This window comes from Streptomyces sp. NPDC056061 (genome assembly GCF_042266885.1).
Lineage (GTDB): Bacteria > Actinomycetota > Actinomycetes > Streptomycetales > Streptomycetaceae > Streptomyces.
Genome location: NZ_JBHJWQ010000011.1, coordinates 1 through 15,501, shown reverse-complemented (window position 1 = coordinate 15,501; position 15,501 = coordinate 1). Strand labels below are relative to the sequence as shown.

16 protein-coding genes and 4 pseudogenes are annotated in these 15,501 nt (G+C 68.3%); 7 read left to right on the top strand and 13 right to left on the bottom strand.

Going from position 1 to position 15,501, the window contains the following annotated elements:
- Nucleotides 1-15 precede the first annotated feature (15 nt).
- Nucleotides 16-459 (bottom strand): MscL family protein, encoded by a 444-nt coding sequence (locus ACFC79_RS17670; protein WP_376241310.1) that lies wholly within the window; start codon nucleotides 457-459, stop codon nucleotides 16-18.
- Nucleotides 460-786: 327 nt separating this feature from the next.
- On the opposite strand from ACFC79_RS17670, the gene ACFC79_RS17665 reads away from it, so the two are divergent.
- Nucleotides 787-954, top strand: coding sequence for a hypothetical protein (locus ACFC79_RS17665; RefSeq protein ID WP_376241050.1), 168 nt, complete (start codon nucleotides 787-789; stop codon nucleotides 952-954).
- Nucleotides 955-1,091: 137 nt separating this feature from the next.
- On the opposite strand, the gene ACFC79_RS17660 is transcribed toward ACFC79_RS17665, so the two are convergent.
- Complete coding sequence (locus ACFC79_RS17660; RefSeq protein WP_376241048.1) at nucleotides 1,092-1,916, bottom strand: dienelactone hydrolase family protein; 825 nt, start codon at nucleotides 1,914-1,916, stop codon at nucleotides 1,092-1,094.
- Between the two features lie 96 nt (nucleotides 1,917-2,012).
- Between ACFC79_RS17660 and ACFC79_RS17655 the strand changes: the two genes are divergently transcribed.
- Together ACFC79_RS17655 and ACFC79_RS17650 are read left to right on the top strand one after the other, a co-directional pair.
- A complete protein-coding gene (locus tag ACFC79_RS17655; protein WP_376241046.1) occupies nucleotides 2,013-2,996 on the top strand; it encodes a GlxA family transcriptional regulator in 984 nt (327 codons plus the stop codon).
- 333 nt (nucleotides 2,997-3,329) lie between these two features.
- Nucleotides 3,330-4,088, top strand: a complete 759-nt coding sequence (locus ACFC79_RS17650; RefSeq protein WP_376241044.1) for a MerR family transcriptional regulator — start codon at nucleotides 3,330-3,332, stop codon at nucleotides 4,086-4,088.
- Nucleotides 4,089-4,553: 465 nt separating this feature from the next.
- Here ACFC79_RS17650 and ACFC79_RS17645 read toward each other — a convergent pair whose 3' ends face one another.
- The gene (locus tag ACFC79_RS17645) at nucleotides 4,554-5,054 is read right to left on the bottom strand and encodes a DinB family protein (protein ID WP_376241042.1); all 501 of its coding nucleotides are present in this window, start codon (nucleotides 5,052-5,054) and stop codon (nucleotides 4,554-4,556) included.
- A 142-nt stretch (nucleotides 5,055-5,196) separates the two neighbouring features.
- On the opposite strand from ACFC79_RS17645, the pseudogene ACFC79_RS17640 reads away from it, so the two are divergent.
- Nucleotides 5,197-6,060: pseudogene (locus tag ACFC79_RS17640) on the top strand (transposase); the annotation flags it as partial.
- 51 nt (nucleotides 6,061-6,111) lie between these two features.
- Here the strand turns inward: ACFC79_RS17640 and ACFC79_RS17635 are convergent.
- The 4 genes and pseudogenes from ACFC79_RS17635 to ACFC79_RS17620 all read right to left on the bottom strand — a co-directional run.
- Nucleotides 6,112-6,477: pseudogene (locus tag ACFC79_RS17635) on the bottom strand (divalent metal cation transporter); the annotation flags it as partial.
- 46 nt (nucleotides 6,478-6,523) lie between these two features.
- The gene (locus ACFC79_RS17630; RefSeq protein ID WP_376241040.1) at nucleotides 6,524-7,030 is read right to left on the bottom strand and encodes a hypothetical protein; all 507 of its coding nucleotides are present in this window, start codon (nucleotides 7,028-7,030) and stop codon (nucleotides 6,524-6,526) included.
- The gene (locus tag ACFC79_RS17625; RefSeq protein WP_376241038.1) at nucleotides 7,011-7,328 is read right to left on the bottom strand and encodes a hypothetical protein; all 318 of its coding nucleotides are present in this window, start codon (nucleotides 7,326-7,328) and stop codon (nucleotides 7,011-7,013) included. Before ACFC79_RS17625 ends, ACFC79_RS17630 begins: the two co-directional genes overlap by 20 nt.
- A 49-nt stretch (nucleotides 7,329-7,377) precedes the next feature.
- A pseudogene (locus ACFC79_RS17620) lies at nucleotides 7,378-8,569 on the bottom strand (IS3 family transposase).
- 83 nt (nucleotides 8,570-8,652) lie between these two features.
- Between ACFC79_RS17620 and ACFC79_RS17615 the strand changes: the two are divergent.
- Nucleotides 8,653-9,102: pseudogene (locus ACFC79_RS17615) on the top strand (transposase); the annotation flags it as partial.
- 460 nt (nucleotides 9,103-9,562) lie between these two features.
- On the opposite strand, the gene ACFC79_RS17610 reads toward ACFC79_RS17615, so the two are convergent.
- The gene (locus ACFC79_RS17610; RefSeq protein ID WP_376241036.1) at nucleotides 9,563-9,982 is read right to left on the bottom strand and encodes an ankyrin repeat domain-containing protein; all 420 of its coding nucleotides are present in this window, start codon (nucleotides 9,980-9,982) and stop codon (nucleotides 9,563-9,565) included.
- A 21-nt stretch (nucleotides 9,983-10,003) separates the two neighbouring features.
- Nucleotides 10,004-10,309, bottom strand: a complete 306-nt coding sequence (locus ACFC79_RS17605; RefSeq protein WP_376241034.1) for a hypothetical protein — start codon at nucleotides 10,307-10,309, stop codon at nucleotides 10,004-10,006.
- A 414-nt stretch (nucleotides 10,310-10,723) separates the two neighbouring features.
- Between ACFC79_RS17605 and ACFC79_RS17600 the strand changes: the two genes are divergently transcribed.
- Both ACFC79_RS17600 and ACFC79_RS17595 read left to right on the top strand, forming a co-directional pair.
- A complete protein-coding gene (locus ACFC79_RS17600; protein ID WP_376241032.1) occupies nucleotides 10,724-11,017 on the top strand; it encodes a hypothetical protein in 294 nt (97 codons plus the stop codon).
- A gap of 284 nt (nucleotides 11,018-11,301) precedes the next feature.
- Nucleotides 11,302-12,057 carry an SDR family NAD(P)-dependent oxidoreductase gene (locus ACFC79_RS17595; protein WP_376241030.1) on the top strand — a complete coding sequence of 252 codons (756 nt, stop codon included), beginning with the start codon at nucleotides 11,302-11,304 and terminating at the stop codon, nucleotides 12,055-12,057.
- Between the two features lie 27 nt (nucleotides 12,058-12,084).
- On the opposite strand, the gene ACFC79_RS17590 is transcribed toward ACFC79_RS17595, so the two are convergent.
- The 4 genes from ACFC79_RS17590 to ACFC79_RS17575 all read right to left on the bottom strand — a co-directional run bounded on the left by ACFC79_RS17590 (nucleotide 12,085) and on the right by ACFC79_RS17575 (nucleotide 15,377).
- Nucleotides 12,085-12,867: a TniQ family protein gene (locus tag ACFC79_RS17590; protein ID WP_376241028.1), complete on the bottom strand. Its 783-nt coding sequence runs from the start codon at nucleotides 12,865-12,867 to the stop codon at nucleotides 12,085-12,087.
- Nucleotides 12,864-13,844, bottom strand: a complete 981-nt coding sequence (locus ACFC79_RS17585) for a TniB family NTP-binding protein (protein WP_376241308.1) — start codon at nucleotides 13,842-13,844, stop codon at nucleotides 12,864-12,866. The genes ACFC79_RS17590 and ACFC79_RS17585 overlap by 4 nt, the downstream gene beginning before the upstream one ends.
- 140 nt (nucleotides 13,845-13,984) lie before the next feature.
- A complete protein-coding gene (locus ACFC79_RS17580) occupies nucleotides 13,985-14,575 on the bottom strand; it encodes a hypothetical protein (protein WP_376241027.1) in 591 nt (196 codons plus the stop codon).
- Nucleotides 14,576-14,618: 43 nt separating this feature from the next.
- Complete coding sequence (locus ACFC79_RS17575; RefSeq protein WP_376241025.1) at nucleotides 14,619-15,377, bottom strand: hypothetical protein; 759 nt, start codon at nucleotides 15,375-15,377, stop codon at nucleotides 14,619-14,621.
- Nucleotides 15,378-15,501 lie beyond the last annotated feature (124 nt).

The following is a 15,501-nucleotide window of genomic DNA, read 5'->3' as shown; positions in this document are numbered from 1 at the left end:
GGCCTTCCCGCTTCCTCAGGGGCGTGGAGTTCCGGCAGTCGGCGGCTGCTCGGTGCCGCAGTGCCGACATTTTGCGGCAGCGACCGGCAGGTCCTCGGACAAGCAGGCCGGGCACGTCTTGACGGGCCCCGGTTCTTCGAAGGCCACCACACCATGCCGCGCCGAATAGTGCTTGTACGGTACGACGATGAGGAAGTAGACGACGGCCATGAAGATGATGAAGTAGATGACTGCCGAGATGAAGGAACCAATATCAAGATACGTGGCCTTGTTGCCGGCCTGGCCGAGTTGCCAACCCAATCCGACGGAATGGCCGCCCTGGGCACGCGCAATGATGGGGTTGATCACGAAATCGGTGAATGCCTTGATCAAGGTACTGAAGGCCAGCGCGATAATGAGGCCCACAGCTACGACGATGATATCGCCGCGCATCAGGAAGTTCTTGAATCCCTTGAGCATTTCCGGCTCCTCACGACTGGGCCACCGGTCGGGGCCGGGCAGCACGCTACATTCTTCGGCATTCACTGAGTCCTGCGGCACCGGCGCGGCAGCCGTTTTTCCCTCGGCTGCCGAACTTCACCGGAGACCGGTACGCCATCCGGGTGAATAGCCACACCTGAGAAACGAAGAACTCGCGGATTTCACCCCGGCCCGGGGCCGGAGCGATGTCACCCCGGCAACCCGGCTTGCCGGGGACAGCGACTACCGCCAGGGCGGCCCGGGGCAGATCAGGGCATCCGACCTTTGCCGACCACTACGGGACCGCCCCCCCGTTCCGTGCAGCGGGTGGTCGAGGACCTGAAACCGGCAGGGCTCCAGCGCCCGGTCCTCACCGCTGTCGCCCTGTACATCGACCGCGCCGTGCTCGTCCGGCAGATCGCCCGTGAGGAAGCACGGCGTCGCGTTCCGGCCGACCTCCTCGACGGCCGGGGTGCGGCACCTGGGACCTCCTGATCCTGCTCGTCGGGCGGGTCCGATGCCGGGGCGGTCTGCGGAGGGGCAAGTCGAGGTCGACCACGGACCCCTGCCGGACTCTCGACGCCGCCGCTGCCGACCCCGACCGGCAGGGCCGGGGGTGGGCCGCGCGGGGATCATTCCTGCCGTGTCCCGAGCCGCTCGGCCAGGAAGGCGATGATTTCGTTCCGGGCCTGCACGGTGGGGTGACCGTCCTGATCGACGAGATGTGCCGTGACGACGCTGTGGGCGCAACCGACGACATCACGAAAGAAGGGCGGTGGATTCGTGTTCGCAGTCCCGGCTTTGACGACACGGCCGTCGAATGCGTCCCCGAGCAGTGCGCGGTAGGCCGCGAATCGTTGGCCGGTGCACCACCTGTCGTTGTCGAAGCGGTAGGCGAGAACCTTCAATCCGTCTCGCGCCACGCGTTCAGCCACTGCAGCAGCGTCTTCGTCGCTGATCTCCAGACCGCCGGCGTCGTCGAGCGGGAGCGACGGATGGTTCACCACTGGTGCGATGACGGCTGGTTCGAGTGCCATGGTCAAGGCGAAGTTGCCGGTAAAACAGAGGCCGACGGCGCCGACGCCGGGTCCGCCGCGTTCGGCGTGCGCCAGGCGAGCGAGGCCGCGCAGCCATGTGACGACGGGGCTCGTACCTCCACCGGCGAATGCTCGGAACTCGGCGCTGACACACGCGCGTCGAACGACGGTCTCCTGTGCCTCGGCGAGCGGGTAAGCACCGTCGACGCCGAAAAGAGACGGCAGGTAGACGCAGAAGCCGGCATCGCGGACCCAACGCGCGAACCGGGCGACGTCGGGGCTGATACCCGGCATCTCGGGCATGAGGATGATTGCTGGTCCTGACCCGGCGACATAGACGGTCTTGTCGACGTCATTGACGCTGACGGTCCTTCTCGAGAAGTCGTCCAGGGGGTCGTTCTGTCCTCGCATGATTGTCATGACCAAGATGATGGCGAGCGGCCGCCCTCCCGAGAAGCGGCGACATCGCCAGGTGTCCCGGTAATATCGCCATCCGGTCAAAGAGCTGGAGGCGGTATGGGCGTGCTGCGGGTAGGTGTGCTGGCCTACCCCGGCTGCTTCGCGTCGGAGGTGTTCGGGGTCCCCGACCTCCTGACGATGGCCAATCACGTTGCCGCAGCGCACGGATCGGTTCAGCCGGCTCACGAGGTGTCGGTCGTCTCGCCCCGGCGGCGTGTGATCGCGTCCGGCGGCTCGGTTCTCGACGTGTCGGCGATCCGCCCGGTGGACGTCCTGATCGTGCCGGGCTTCGAGCTTTCGCCCATGCTCGATCTCGACGCGACACTCGCAAAGCTGGGACCGGAAATATCGTCGATTCGATCGCAGGCGGCCTCCGGGACCGCTGTCGTATCGATCTGCGTGGGCGCATTCCTGGTCGCCGAAGCCGGGCTGCTCGGCGGGCGCGAAGCGACCACGTCCTGGTTGTTCGCGGACCGATTCGCCCGCCGGTACGCCGATGTGCGCCTTCGCCCGGAGAGCTTGGTCGTGACCGACCGGGGGGTGACGACCACAGCTGCCTTCAGCGCCATGTACGACTTCGCGCTGCAGTTCATCCGCGAACACGACGGCCCCCGCGTCGCGCGCAGCACCGCTCGCATCGCGCTTGTCGACGATGCACGCTCCACGCAGGCTCCCTATGTCGACTCGCGGCTCGTACCCACTGCGGGCGGGGACTTCTCGCTCGGCGTCAAGCGGTGGCTCGACCAGAACCTCAGTGCTCGCTACGACCTGCCCGCACTGGCCCAGCAGTTCCACGTGAGCACGAGAACCATGCTCCGTCGCTTCCGCGACGAAGCCGGCGAGACGCCACTCGCTTACCTGCAGACGGTCCGGGTACGTCGAGCCAGACATCTGCTGGAGACGACCGAGAAGACCGTCGCAGGCATCGCGGCCGATGTCGGATACCTCGATCCCGGGGCGTTCAGCAGCGTCTTCGTCAGACACACGGGGCGGCGGCCGGGGGAGTATCGCGCGATATTCCGTCGTCGCCGCGACAGATAGCAGCGACCGAACCGCCAACGCGCCTCCGTATGCCCGTCCCGCAAGATCCCCGCAAACGACCCGGTCCCTGTGCAGGGGGTGGACGGGATACGCCCGCGCAAGTATTGAGGGAATCGTCCTGCCGCAGCGACGCCTTACCGTTCTCTCCGAAGGCTGAGCACCGCCCCTGTCGCAGCAGGCCGAAGACCGTCGGAGGGCGGGGCCGTGCTCCCTTCGGAATTCGGGCCGATGAGCCTGGAACCCGGGGGTTGAAGTTGCCGCTGCGGCAGCTCCTACCGTCCTGGACAGGGCCGGAGAGACCGGCCCGGTGAGGCGATAGTGCGGGAGACTGCGATGGACTGGCCGATCGCGGAGGTCGCCCGGATGTCGGGAGTGACCGCTCGGACCCTGCGGCACTACGACGAGATCGGCCTGCTGCCCCCGGCCCGGATCGGCAGCAACGGACACCGCTACTACGAGGAGCACCAGCTCCTGCTGCTTCAGCAGATACTCGTGCTGCGGGCGCTGGGGCTGGGGCTGCCGGAGGTCGGTCGAGTCCTGGCCGAGCAGGTCGACGAGGTGGAAGCGCTGCGCGGCCACCACCGACGGCTGCTCGCCGAGCGGGACCGGCTCGATGCCCTGGCCGGTGCTGTCTCCCGCACGATCGCCGACCTGGAGCAGTCCAGGAAGGACGGCAGACCTATGACCATCAACCGCCCGGAGAACCTGTTCGAAGGTGTGACACCCTTCCAGTACGAGGGGAGCCCGCACGACTTCCCCGAGCACGGCGAAGCGGTCGTCGGCAGGGTCGATGCGATGACCCCGGAGGACATCGAGGCCGGGCAGCGCGAGCGAACGGCGCAGATGATCCGCCTGGCGGAGCTCATGGCCGCCGGGTATGCGGCTGACGCGGAGCCGGTGCAGGCCGAGATCGACGCCCAGTACCGGGCCCTGACCGCGCTGCGGACCGTGACCGCCGACGAGTTCCGGGCCATGGGCCGTTCCTGCGTGGACAACGACGCCTGGCACACCGCGTACGAGGCGATCGCCCCGGGCCTGGCCGTCCACCAGCGGGACGCCATCGAGGTGTACGCCGACGCACGGCTGGGCTGACCGGGGCAGTACGAGGGGCTGGATCCCGGGCTCCAGCCCCTCGGTCCCACGCACCGTCGGCAGCACCGCTTTCTCCACCAGCCGGGAGAAGAGGCGCGATCCACGTTCGCGAGCAGCGGGTCCACTTCGTCGGGCAGTTTCCCCGCCGTTCGTCGTCGGGCCGTCCCCGCTCCACGGGCCCTGGACTGCACCGGCCCCCGTGGCACAGCCTCGGGACCCGGCACAGCCACGGTTTGTTCAGGTCGATCCCCTATCGTGCGCGCGGAACGCGGGAACATGTCCGCCGGTTTGGCCGACAAGGGGCGACGACATTGTGACCACCCGCTTCACCACCTGGGAGCAGATCACCGGCGTCACCGGCCGACCTACCGCGGCCTGAGCCCAGGCCGACACCCGGCCCCACCACACCTCGACGCACCATCAGACACCCACACACCCAACAACGTGACAACGCCCTGTAGAGGGTTAGCTGCCGGTGGTGCCGTCGGCCAGCTCGCGCAGGATGTCGAGATGGCCGTTGTGGCGGGCGGTCTCCTCAATGAGATGGTGGAGGATCCAGCGGAGGGTGAATGTCCCGCTCTTCCCCTCACGCTTCGAGGGCGTGTCCAGGTCGAGTTCGGCGATGAGCTGCCGGTACTTCTCGGCTTGGGCGTCGTACTCCTCGAGCAGGGTGGCGATGGAGACGTCAAGGGCGACCCGCATCTCCCGGTCCGGGTCTTCCTCCGTCCAGGGGCCTTCGTCCTCACCGCCCAGCAGCATGACCTCGATCCAGTAGTACTCCACCCAGCGCAGGTGGCTGATCAGGCCCGACATCGTGGTCAGTGGCGAGCCGGGGAGCGGAGCGCTGCGGGCGTCGTCTTCGCAGATCCCCTCGCACTTCGCCCGCGCTGTCGCGCGGGTGTAGTCGAGGAAGGTGAGGAGCATCGTGCGCTCATCCCAGGATGTGGGGTAATCGGTTCTGTTCATAAGGCGCCGATGCTGGCATGCTGCAGCGCTCTTGTCGACGGGATTCTTCCGGCCCTTCCCGGCGGGCCTTCCTCGTCATGAACCCGCCTGCGTCTCGTGATCTTTTGTGAGGGATGATCCTGGTATGCGCGGTGAGGATGGGCTGTTCGAGGTCGAGCCGGTCGAGGTGAAGCGGCCGCAGGGCCGTGCGGCGGTGGACAAGACCTTCCGGGCGTTCGACCCGCATCAGGTCCTGCTGCTGCCACCGTCGCTGGACGACTGGCTGCCCGAGGGCCACCTGGCCCGGTTCGTCGCGGACCTGGTCGACGAGGTCCTGGACCTCTCCGCGGTCCTGGACCTCTCCCCGGTCCTGGCGGACTACACCGAGAAGCGCGGCTACCCGCCCTATGACCCGAGGCTGATGCTGCGGCTGCTGATCTACGGCTACACCACCGGGGTGCGCTCCTCGCGGGCGATCGAGCGCAGGTGCGTCGATGACGTCGCGTTCCGGTTCCTGGCCGCTGACCAGCCCCCGGACTTCCGCTCGATCGCCAGGTTCCGCCGCCGCCACCTTTACGCACTCGCTCACCTGTTTACCCAGTCGCTGCACCTCGCCATGAGACTGGGCATGGTCAAGATGGGCCGCGTCGCCTTGGACGGCACCAAGCTCCAGGCCGATGCCTCCAAGCGCAAGGCAATGAGTTACGGCCGCCTGATCGACAAGGAAGAGCAGGTCGAGGCCGAGAACGCCCAGTTGGGGGCCACCACCCAGGCCCTGCTGACCGACGCCGAGGCCACCGACACCGCCGAGGACGCCAGGTTCGGCGTCGACGGCAAGGAGGTCGACCTGCCTGCCGAGCTGGACCGGCGCGAGAAGCGCCTCGCCCGGCTGCAGGCCGCCCGCGCCCAGATCGAGGCCGAGGCCGCCGACAAGGCCCGCCGCGACGCCGAGGACACCGAACACCGCGGCCAGCAGCGCGCCAACACGGCCAACGAGCAGGCCGTTGCCGAGGCCGGCGAGAAAGCCGACGAGCGCCTGGACGGACAAGGTGATCAGGCCCAGCGGAGCGCCGGGGATCAGGACGATGGCGGCCGCGAGCAGGACCAGCAGGCTGTAGGAGGCGTAGAAATGCTTGGCCTCGCCGAAACGCCGGTGGAGGGAGTGGCGCAGGCGGAAGACGTCACCGAAGGCGTAACTGGTCGCCAGGGTGACGGCCGCAGCTCCGATGATGCTGGCGTCCAGCAGGACGATGGCGAACAGCACGCCCCGCAGGTGATTGTGGCGGCCGAGTGCGTCGGCGACCCCGGCGGCGTCGGAGAAGTGGCCGTGGGCGGTGGTGCCCCGGGTCGCGAAGCACCCGCACCAGCCACTTCGCAGCACTTCGCCCCGCCGATCCGCAGACCGACGAGGCGAAGCAGACGACCCCGAATTGACCAACAGCATCCGGCAGTTGTCGAGGAGCGGGGCACGGCGCGGGCAGGGCCCGGGATCAGCCGGTCGGGGCGAGGGCATAGTCCCACCACACACCGTGCTCCCTGACCAGTTGGATGTGTACGTGCCTCCTGCCCGTCAGGGTGAGTTCTGCCTCGGACGTGCCGCCCTGAGGTGACCTGAGACGCTGCAGGATCGGCCGGTTGTCGCGTACGGGTTCGGTACGGGCCGTGACCGGACCATCCACCGCCGCTGCCGCGAGGGGACTCAGGAAGTCCGAGGACTCCCGGGTCACCGCTGTCCCGTCGGAGTAGCCGTCGTGCAGTTCGTTGATGCCCTTTACATCCCCGTTCGCCAGGCGCTGGACGAACACCGTCAGGAATGTACGCACCTCTTCGGGCGGACGCTCGCCCTCGTAGACGACGCCCACCTTCGGCGAGGCGGCGAGTGCGTACGGAGTGTCGTCGGTGCGGTTGAACCACCAGACGGCAGCCACGCAAAGCACGACGAGGACCGCGGCGGCCCCGGCGAGGGCGGTGGTGCGCTTACCAGCGCGGAGTGACATGGGCGATCCAGACTGAGTAGGGGTGGTTACGGCTACGGGCAGCTGCCATGGTCGACGTGCGGTAATTGCTGCTGTGCTGCGCGATGGTGACGCTGCTGCCAGACATGGCGATGACCACGGCCGCGTCCTGGATGGGCTTGTTGCTCTTGAACTTCCAGAAGACCACATCACCCGGGGTGGCCTGACTGTCGCACTTGCGCCAGGTCACCTTCGCTTCCTTGTTGCGGGCCGCAGCCTCGGCGGTCACCCCGTCCATCAGCGGCCAGAAGGTCCCGGCTGCCGCCCAACGCTGGAACACGCCGCAGACTGAGCTGCCCCGAGTTTCGTAGAGTCCGATCTTGATTGGTTCAGGCGGACTGCGGGGTTTGCTCCTGGCTGCGCCAGAAGGCTTCCTCGTACTCGGTCGGCGGTACGTAGTCGAGCGCGGAGTGAAGGCGTTCTTCGTTGTACCAGGTGATCCACTGGAAGATCGCCCGCTCGACCTGGTCGACGTCCTTCCAAGATCCTGCATCTCGATCAGCTCGGCCTTGAAGGTCCCGTTCAGCGCCTCGGCCATCGCGTTGTCATACGAGTCCGCGACGGAGCCGACGGAGGCGGAGGCGCCGATGTCGGCGAGCCGGTCGGTATACCGAATCGATACGTATTGCGACCCGCGATCGCTGTGGTGTATCAGTCCGGAGTCCTTCTTGATCCGGCGCCGCCAGAGCGCCATCTCCAGGGCGTCCAGAGGGAGTTCGGTCCGCATGTGGTTCGCGACCTGCCAGCCGACGATCATCCGCGAGTACACGTCCAGGACAAACGCCACATACGCCCATCCCGACCAGGTGCGGACATACGTCATGTCCGCGACCCACAGCTGATCGGGCCGGGAGGCGGTGAAATCGCGGTCGACCAGGTCCGGCGGACGCGGCGCCGACGGTTCCGGAATCGTGGTCCGACGCCGCCGGCCACGGATGACGCCCTCCAGGCCCAGCTCGGCCATCAGCCTCTCGACGGTGCAGCGGGCCACCCCGTGGCCCTTGCGACGAAGCGCGCGGGTGATCCGGCGGGCGCCATAGGTGCCGCCCGACTCCGCGTGGACCTCCTCGATCAGCGGCATGAGCTGCTCGTCCCGGAGCCGGCGGGCCGACTTCGGCCGCTTCTTGCGGGCGAAGTACGTCGACGGTGACAGCTCCAGCACCCGGCAGACGGGATCGACCCCAAGGCCCCTCTCGCGCAGGTGGTCGATCACCTGCTCGGCCTCGTCCGGGGACGGTCGATCTCCTGGGCAAAAAACACCGAGGCGGCTTTCAGGATCTCGTTCGCCCGCCGCAACTCCGCTACTTCTTTGCGGAGTTGCCTGAGCTCGTCCAGCTCGGCGGTGGTGAGCCGGTCGTCCCGTTCGCCGCGGTCGGCCTCGGCCTGGCGGACCCAGCCTCGCAGGGCCTCCTTGTGGATGCCCAGGTCCTTCGCGACGTGCGCGATCGGGCGGCCGGTGGCGCGGACCTCGCGGATCGCGCGCTCGCGCAGTTCGTCCGGATATTTACGGGGTGCTGCCATAGTGCTGGTGGTTCTCCTTCGCCAGGACGGTAACCCTGGCATCAGGGACTCCACAAATCTCAGTACAGCTCAACGGTGTGCGGCAGAATCTGTGGCGGGCCGTCGACCAGGACGGCAACGTCCTGGACATCCTGGTCCAGTCGAGGCGGAACGCAAAGGCCGCCAAGCGGTTCCTGGCCAAGCTCATGAAGAAGCAGCAGCGGGTGCCCAGAGTCATGGTCACCGACAAACTCCGCTCCTACGGCCCCGCCCACCGGGAGCTGATGCCCTCGGTCGAGCACCGTTCCCACAAGGGCCTGAACAACCGGGCGGAGAACAGCCACCAGCCGACCCGGCAACGCGAACGCGCCATGAAAGGCTTCCGCAGCATCGGAGCAGACCAGCGGTTCCTGGCCGCGTTCAGCGGCACCTCACCGCACTTCCGACCCCGCCGCCACCTGATGACCGCTCCCGGCTACCGCACCGAGACGACCATCCGCTTCGCCATCTGGGACCAGGTCACCGGCGCTGACGGCCAGCCCGCCCCAGCCTGAGCACCGGCCCGAAACCCGACCCCCGCCACGCCCCGACGCACCATCAGGCACTTACACACCCAACAACGTGACAGCTCCCTTTGGCGCAGGCCCAGAATGGCAACGCACTTCACGTGCGAGGTCATCGAAATCATGTCACCGGAAGCGACCTAGCAAGAACCAGCAGGTCAGACGCAGTCTCACACTCACGGGGAGTGGCTTTCACGCACTCGGAACGTCATCCGAGCGTCACAGCCGAAATGGATCAGCCTTGCTCGAACACCCTTTCCGCACCGGCGCGGTCACCCGCCACATCGACCACAGGTCTGCCTACACGGCACCCGACCCGCCGGGAACTTCACGCTTTGCGCACCCAGAACAAACCCCCGTGAACAACCCCGGCCAGGGTCGACGAAGCACATAGGGGCACCCCCAGCAGCACTCGGCAAACCGGAGGTGCCGACCGTCCGGTGGGGACGGCTCAAACGGTGAGGTTGCGCAGCCGCGCCAGGACGGTTTGCCGCTCCTCGGTGTCGTCGCTCCAGCCCTGTGCCCAGTCGAGCGCCGAGCCTCCCCCCGACTCCCGCAGGTGCGGGTCGGCTCCATGACACAGCAGCAGCTCGACGAGGGGCAGGTTCGCCTTGGCAGCGGCTGCGGCAAGTGGCAGTCCGCTGCGCCACCCCCGGGATTCGGCGTTGGGCAGGGCCCCGGCTGCCAGGAGCAGCTCGGCACAGCGGTTTTCGCCTTGGACGGCGGCGAGATAGAGCGGTGTGGCTCCGTCAGCGTCGCGGGTGTCGGGATCAGCCCCTTGGGCGAGGAGTCGCCGGAGAAGGCCGACGCGTCCGTCACTGGCAGCCGCGGCAAGCCGCTTCGGCAGCTTCTTACGCTTTCTGTTGTTCACGTGTTTCCACGGGCGCGCGACCTATCGCCTGGAGCTGCGGAAGGTGCAGTGGTGCGCCCGGTACCCCTTTCCGTACTTCTTGCTGATCTGGGCCTGTACATCTCGCTGGGCGGACTTTTCGGCCTCCGACTTGCTCTTTCCCTTTCCGGTGCCCTTGAGCTGCTTGTCTCCGTGGTCGCTGCTTCCGATCTTCTCGACACCACAGACGGCGGTGGAGTACCACGCCTTGGGCTTGGCCATGGTGGTGTCGGAGGCTTCGGCGGTTCCGGTGAGGGCGAGCAGGACGCATGCCGCTGCTGCGGTCCAGCAGGCGATGGACTTCTTCACGGTGCTTCGCTTTCGGTTGGCGGGGTGGACGTGGTGGCACCCGGCGGACACGATGGCATGCGCAGAGGATGGGACTGTGCGGCAGTTGAAGGCCGGAGTTGACGCGCGGAACGGTTCTTCGCCCATCGTCACGGGGGTGGGCGACTCTTGCGGGGCATGGTGGTTTCACGCCTTCGTGTGAATGTGTGGGGTGGTGGCAGCGGGTTGGGTGACAGCGGGTTCTGACGGCGCGGGTGGCTTGCTGAACAGCGAGTTCGTCGTTGGACGCTGTTGAGTTGTGGCTGCTGGGGGATGCCCATTCCGCTGTCATGGCATGAGGATTTTTCCTAGCACACCCATGGCCTGGCTGACACGAGGATGAGTTGTGAGGTTCGGGGAAGGTTTCTCTGGGGTGTTCGGGTTTTCTCACCATTGATGGGGCCTTGGGCCAAGGCCCCTCCGCAACTCATCCTCGCCGGACACACGCCCGCAGACATCGCCCGCCTGCTCCGCGACCACCCCGCCACCGACAGCAGCCCCGACACCACCACGGCGTTCTTCGCCGCCCTCACCGGCCACTGGCACCGCAACGCCCGCAAACCCGCGCCCCCCGGCGCCCCCGGACTACGCGCCTACCAGCACCAGGCCGCCGTGGCCGGTCTCGCCCTTCTCAGCCACCGCCTGAGCTGGCTGGACCGCCTCACAGAACCCCTCCCGGCCGCCCCGTAGTTCGGCCGGGGGGCCGGGCCCAAGATCTCCGCGGAGGCCGAGCTGACGGGCGTTGCGGTGCTGGACGCCGGCGGTCGGTCGGCCGAGCTGCCCCTTGGTCAACGTGGCTGCTGATCCGGCGGGCGGACCGAACTGCACCGGGTAGCCGGGGTCGGTTCGTACTTCCGGGGTGTACGAAGTCGTCGTTGAAAATTGAACGTGACGTCTGAATACCGCCGGACCCGCAGGGCGTTCCGGACGAAGATCAAGTCGTGTCCAAGACTGGAACGAGGAGTTCTACGGAGATGACGATGAACGGTGCGACGGCGCTCGACGGCAAGGTGGCGCTGGTGACCGGCGGCAGCCGGGGTATCGGGGCAGCGGTCGCGCTGCGGCTGGCCGAGGACGGCGCAGACGTCGCGCTGACCTACCACGGCTCGGCCGAGCTGGCCGAGGAGGTTGTCGCCAAGATCACCGCGATGGGGCGGAGCGGCTGGGCCGTCCGCGCGGACAGCGCAGACCCGGAGGCGGTGTGCGCCGCGGTGACGGCGGTCGCCGAGCGGTTCACGCGGCTGGACATCCTGGTGAACAATGCGGGTGTCGGCGCCGTCGGACCAATCGAGGCGGTGACATGGGACCAGATCGACCGGGTGCTGGCAGTGAACGTTCGCGCGCCCTACCTCTACGCCCAGGCAGCGCTGCAGTACCTGGTCGAGGGTGGACGGATCGTGAGCATCGGCAGCTGCATCGCCCAGCGCGTGGCCTTCCCCGGAAGCGCGCTCTATGCGACCAGCAAGGCCGCTCTGATCGGCTTCACCAAGGGCATGGCCCGGGAGCTCGGCCCGCACGGGATCACCGTCAACCTGGTCCACCCGGGCCCGATCGACACCGACATGAATCCGGGCGACGGCGATTCCGCCGACTTCCAGCGCGGCTTCACTGCGCTCGGCCGCTACGGCACGGCGGCGGAGGTCGCGGACGCCGTCTCATGCCTGGCCGGCGAGAGTGCCCGATACGTCACAGGCGCGGAGCTGGCGGTGGACGGTGGTTTCGCAGTCTGAGCCCACGCTGCTGGCGACGAGCAATACTCAGGCGTGTCGAATCCCTCGAAGGGTCGTCACGCTTTGTGACGGGTTGTGGGTCTTTCCCCGCATCTCGGGGGAACCCCGCTGGCGCCACCGGTCGGCGAGGTGTTGCTGGTGGTCGTAACAGCGGGTGGTGATCGCGCGTGCCGTCATCCACGCACTCGCCCCCAGGCGGTGACACCGCAGGCGCTGGTGGGCGCGGTATGCGGCACCCAGTGCGGGGACCGCCGCGGTGCGCAGCGGGGTGCTGAGCCTGGGGTCGGGGGCGGCCTGGTGGTGCCAGGGACAGACCAACTGGTGCCAGGGCCGGTGTACCCACGCGGTGCCGGTCGTGCCTCGGCTATAGCGTCGTGTGCACAGGGTGCAGGCGGCCACGGGCTGGTACAGGGCGTCGAAAGGTGTCCAGCGCGCGGTGGCCGCGCCGCCTGGTGTCGCACCGTCTTGGGGCAGGTGGGGCAGGGTGCGGGCGAGGTGGCCTATCGGGATCCGGCTCAGGATGGCGATGCGGTGGGCGGCGGCGAGGGAGAGAACGAGCCCGGCCGTGGGCGTGGTGCCGTGGCCGTGCAGGGTGATCCCGGCCCCATCGCAGAGCTGGGGCAGCGTCAGCCGGTACGTATGCGCGAGGCGCTGGAAGTAGGAGGCGGTCGCTTCGAACGCCAGCGGCCGTACCCGGAACACGCCCGCCGCCGGGGGCGGGAACTGCGCCCACGCCCCGACGGCAGACGCACCGTCTCGCGTGGTGTCGGGTGCGGTGCCCGAAGGGTCCGTGAGAACGGTCTGGTTCACCGGGAGCCCGACGACCTGGTCGGGGCCCGGGGCCGGTAGTGCTGTTCGGCTAGGTGATCCAGGCGGACAGCTTCCAGAGTGGATTTCGTGATGCGTTCGGTGCCGTCGTGGATGGCGGTGATGGCTGCTTGGCGGATGAGCCGGGTGAGGGACCCGATCCGCCCCGCGGTACGCGCGTGGAGGTACGGTGCCAGCCGCACCAGACTCCCAGCCTTGTGCCGGTGGAGGTCGAGGGCGTTCTCCATCGCCCGTACCAGGTCCTTGAACGGCTCGCGCGTACCGTCACGGGCGGGGAAGGGATCACAGTCGACGAGACAGGCCCGTGCGGCGAGCTGTTCCCCGCGCACCCCGGTGAACAACGGCGTACGGGTGACGTCGATGCCCGCGTACACGAACGTCGCGCCGATCCGCTCGGAGAGGTCTTTGAGGAGGTCGGCGCTCTGGGCGCCGGTGGTGGTGCGGGGGTTGAGGCGGTGGATTTCATCGATCATCACCAGCCGCACCCCCGCCTGTGTGTAGGCGTGGCAGACGCTGTTGACGACTTGGGCCTGGGACATGCGGGCGGTGACGGGGATGCCGAGGTAGCGGGCGAATTCCAGCGCGAGGGTTTTGGCGCTGGCAGCGGGCGGCACGAGCACGTAGGCGACCGGCACCCGTCCGGCCGTAGCCTCCTCGCCCTGGCGGCGGGTGTAGGCAAGGTGGCAGGCGCGGCCGACTTGGAGGAGCGCGGTGGTCTTCCCGGCCCCGGCGGGGCCGGTGACGATCAGGGACGGGCGCGCGGTCACCTGCTGATGCCCACCCAGCAGCATGAGGGTGCGCACCTGCTGGGCCAGGGCGTCGATGGCCGGGGTGCGTACGGTGACGAACCGCGAGTGATAGGCCAGCCGTTCGGCCAGGCTACGCGGCGGCGCCCCTGGTACGGGAGGAGTCGCGACGGGGGTGGTGGCGAAGCAGGCGAAGCCGTCCCACACCGTCACCGCCCCGGTCTGCGCCTGCCCACCGCCCGCGCCACTCGCGCCACCCGCGTCGTCTTCGGCGCGCCCCGCACAGTCCGCCAACCGGCGCGCGGCCGACGCGGCGCCGGCTTTCGACGCTTCTCCCGAGCCCGTAGGGCTGCTCACCACTGCTCGGCCTCCGCTTCGGCATCCCATAGCCCGTATCCGCCGCCACGGCCGTCGACTGCCGCCACATCCGTGTCCGCTTCCTCCGGCTCACCCGTGCCGGCCCGGGCCGTTGTCACCGTGGCGGCGAGTCCGTCGTCCAGGCTCTCGCCCTCCCATCCCCACTCCCCGCCCGGCACTGGGCCGTTCCGCGCTGCCCTTTCGGCTTCTGCCGGGCCCGCCGCGCTGTCCTGCACAGCACGTGGCGCGGTTTCAGGCTCTCCGGGCCGGCCGTCATCCGGATCGGCCGACTGGCGCGGGGCCGGCAGACCGATACTGACGGCGAGGCCCTCGAGTGCGCCCGTGCTGCCGGGCGCGGTGATGGAACTCTTGCGGCCCCGTCGCTTCGGCAGCTTCCCCACGCTCGCACGGGTGCGGCGCAGGAGCCGGTCGAGGGCATCAGCGAGGTCGGCCTCGTGCTGCTCCCGGTCGCCACGCTGGGCGACTTCGCCCTGGACGTGGCGCCACACCTGGTCGTTGAACGGCCGGTGTACATGGTCGCGATGGATCCACGGGATCTCGTGGAGATTCCCGTCGCTCAGGCGCACCCAGATCTGCCGGGCGTCATGCGGGTTGTGGTGGACCTCCCACTTACCGTCCCTTGGCCGCGACGCCGGAGCGCTGGCCGCGGTGAGGGTCGAGGACCTGATGGTCGTAGGTGCGGTAGTCGATGCGGATGCCGCGTTCGGTGACGGGCTGCCAGCGCACCGGCAGCAGCTCGAGATAGTCGGTTCCGGTCAGAGGCACGGGCACGTACCCGCACACGGCGGTCAGCGCGGCCCACATCTGGTTCGGGGTGAGTGCTGCCTTTGGCAGCACCGGGTGACGCAGGCCCTCATGAGGCCGGTTCTGCCACCCGCACACGATCCACTCATCCAGGAAGTCCTGCAGCTGCGGGATGGTCCAGCACGCTTCCGCCTCCGTGTCCTTCCCTCTCAGGCGAGGGCTTGACCCGGTATGGCCCGCGACGTGCTGACCAAACAGGTCGTTGATCGACCCGAAGGTCCGCTCCACCACACCCTTGGCCTGGGGCCGCCGCGGCGGGGCCGGCTGCACGCTTACCCCGAGCGTCTCGCACGCGGCGACGAAGCTCTCCGAGATATAGATCTTCCCGCGGTCCACGACGATCGTCTCCGGCACGATCACCGGCCGGGCCGCCGCTCCTTCCAGCCGCTCGTCCAGGGACAGCATCCGCCCGTAGGGCACCTGGGCTTGCGACAGATACAGCGCTGCGGGCCATGTCGGCCGGGCAGGGTGCGGCACGGCCATTTCCGCCAACAACAGCGCCGCATCCACCGCCTTGGTCCCATGCGGACGCAACACCGCGGCCAGGATCGATCGGGTAGCCACATCCACCGCGATCGAGAGCTCAGGACGTCCTAGGGTCTGTTTCTTGGATCATGTTCGGAGCCAGATCGCGAGGGCCGCGAGGGTGACGGTGCCGAGGTAGATGTAGGCGCGTTTCTCGTAGCGG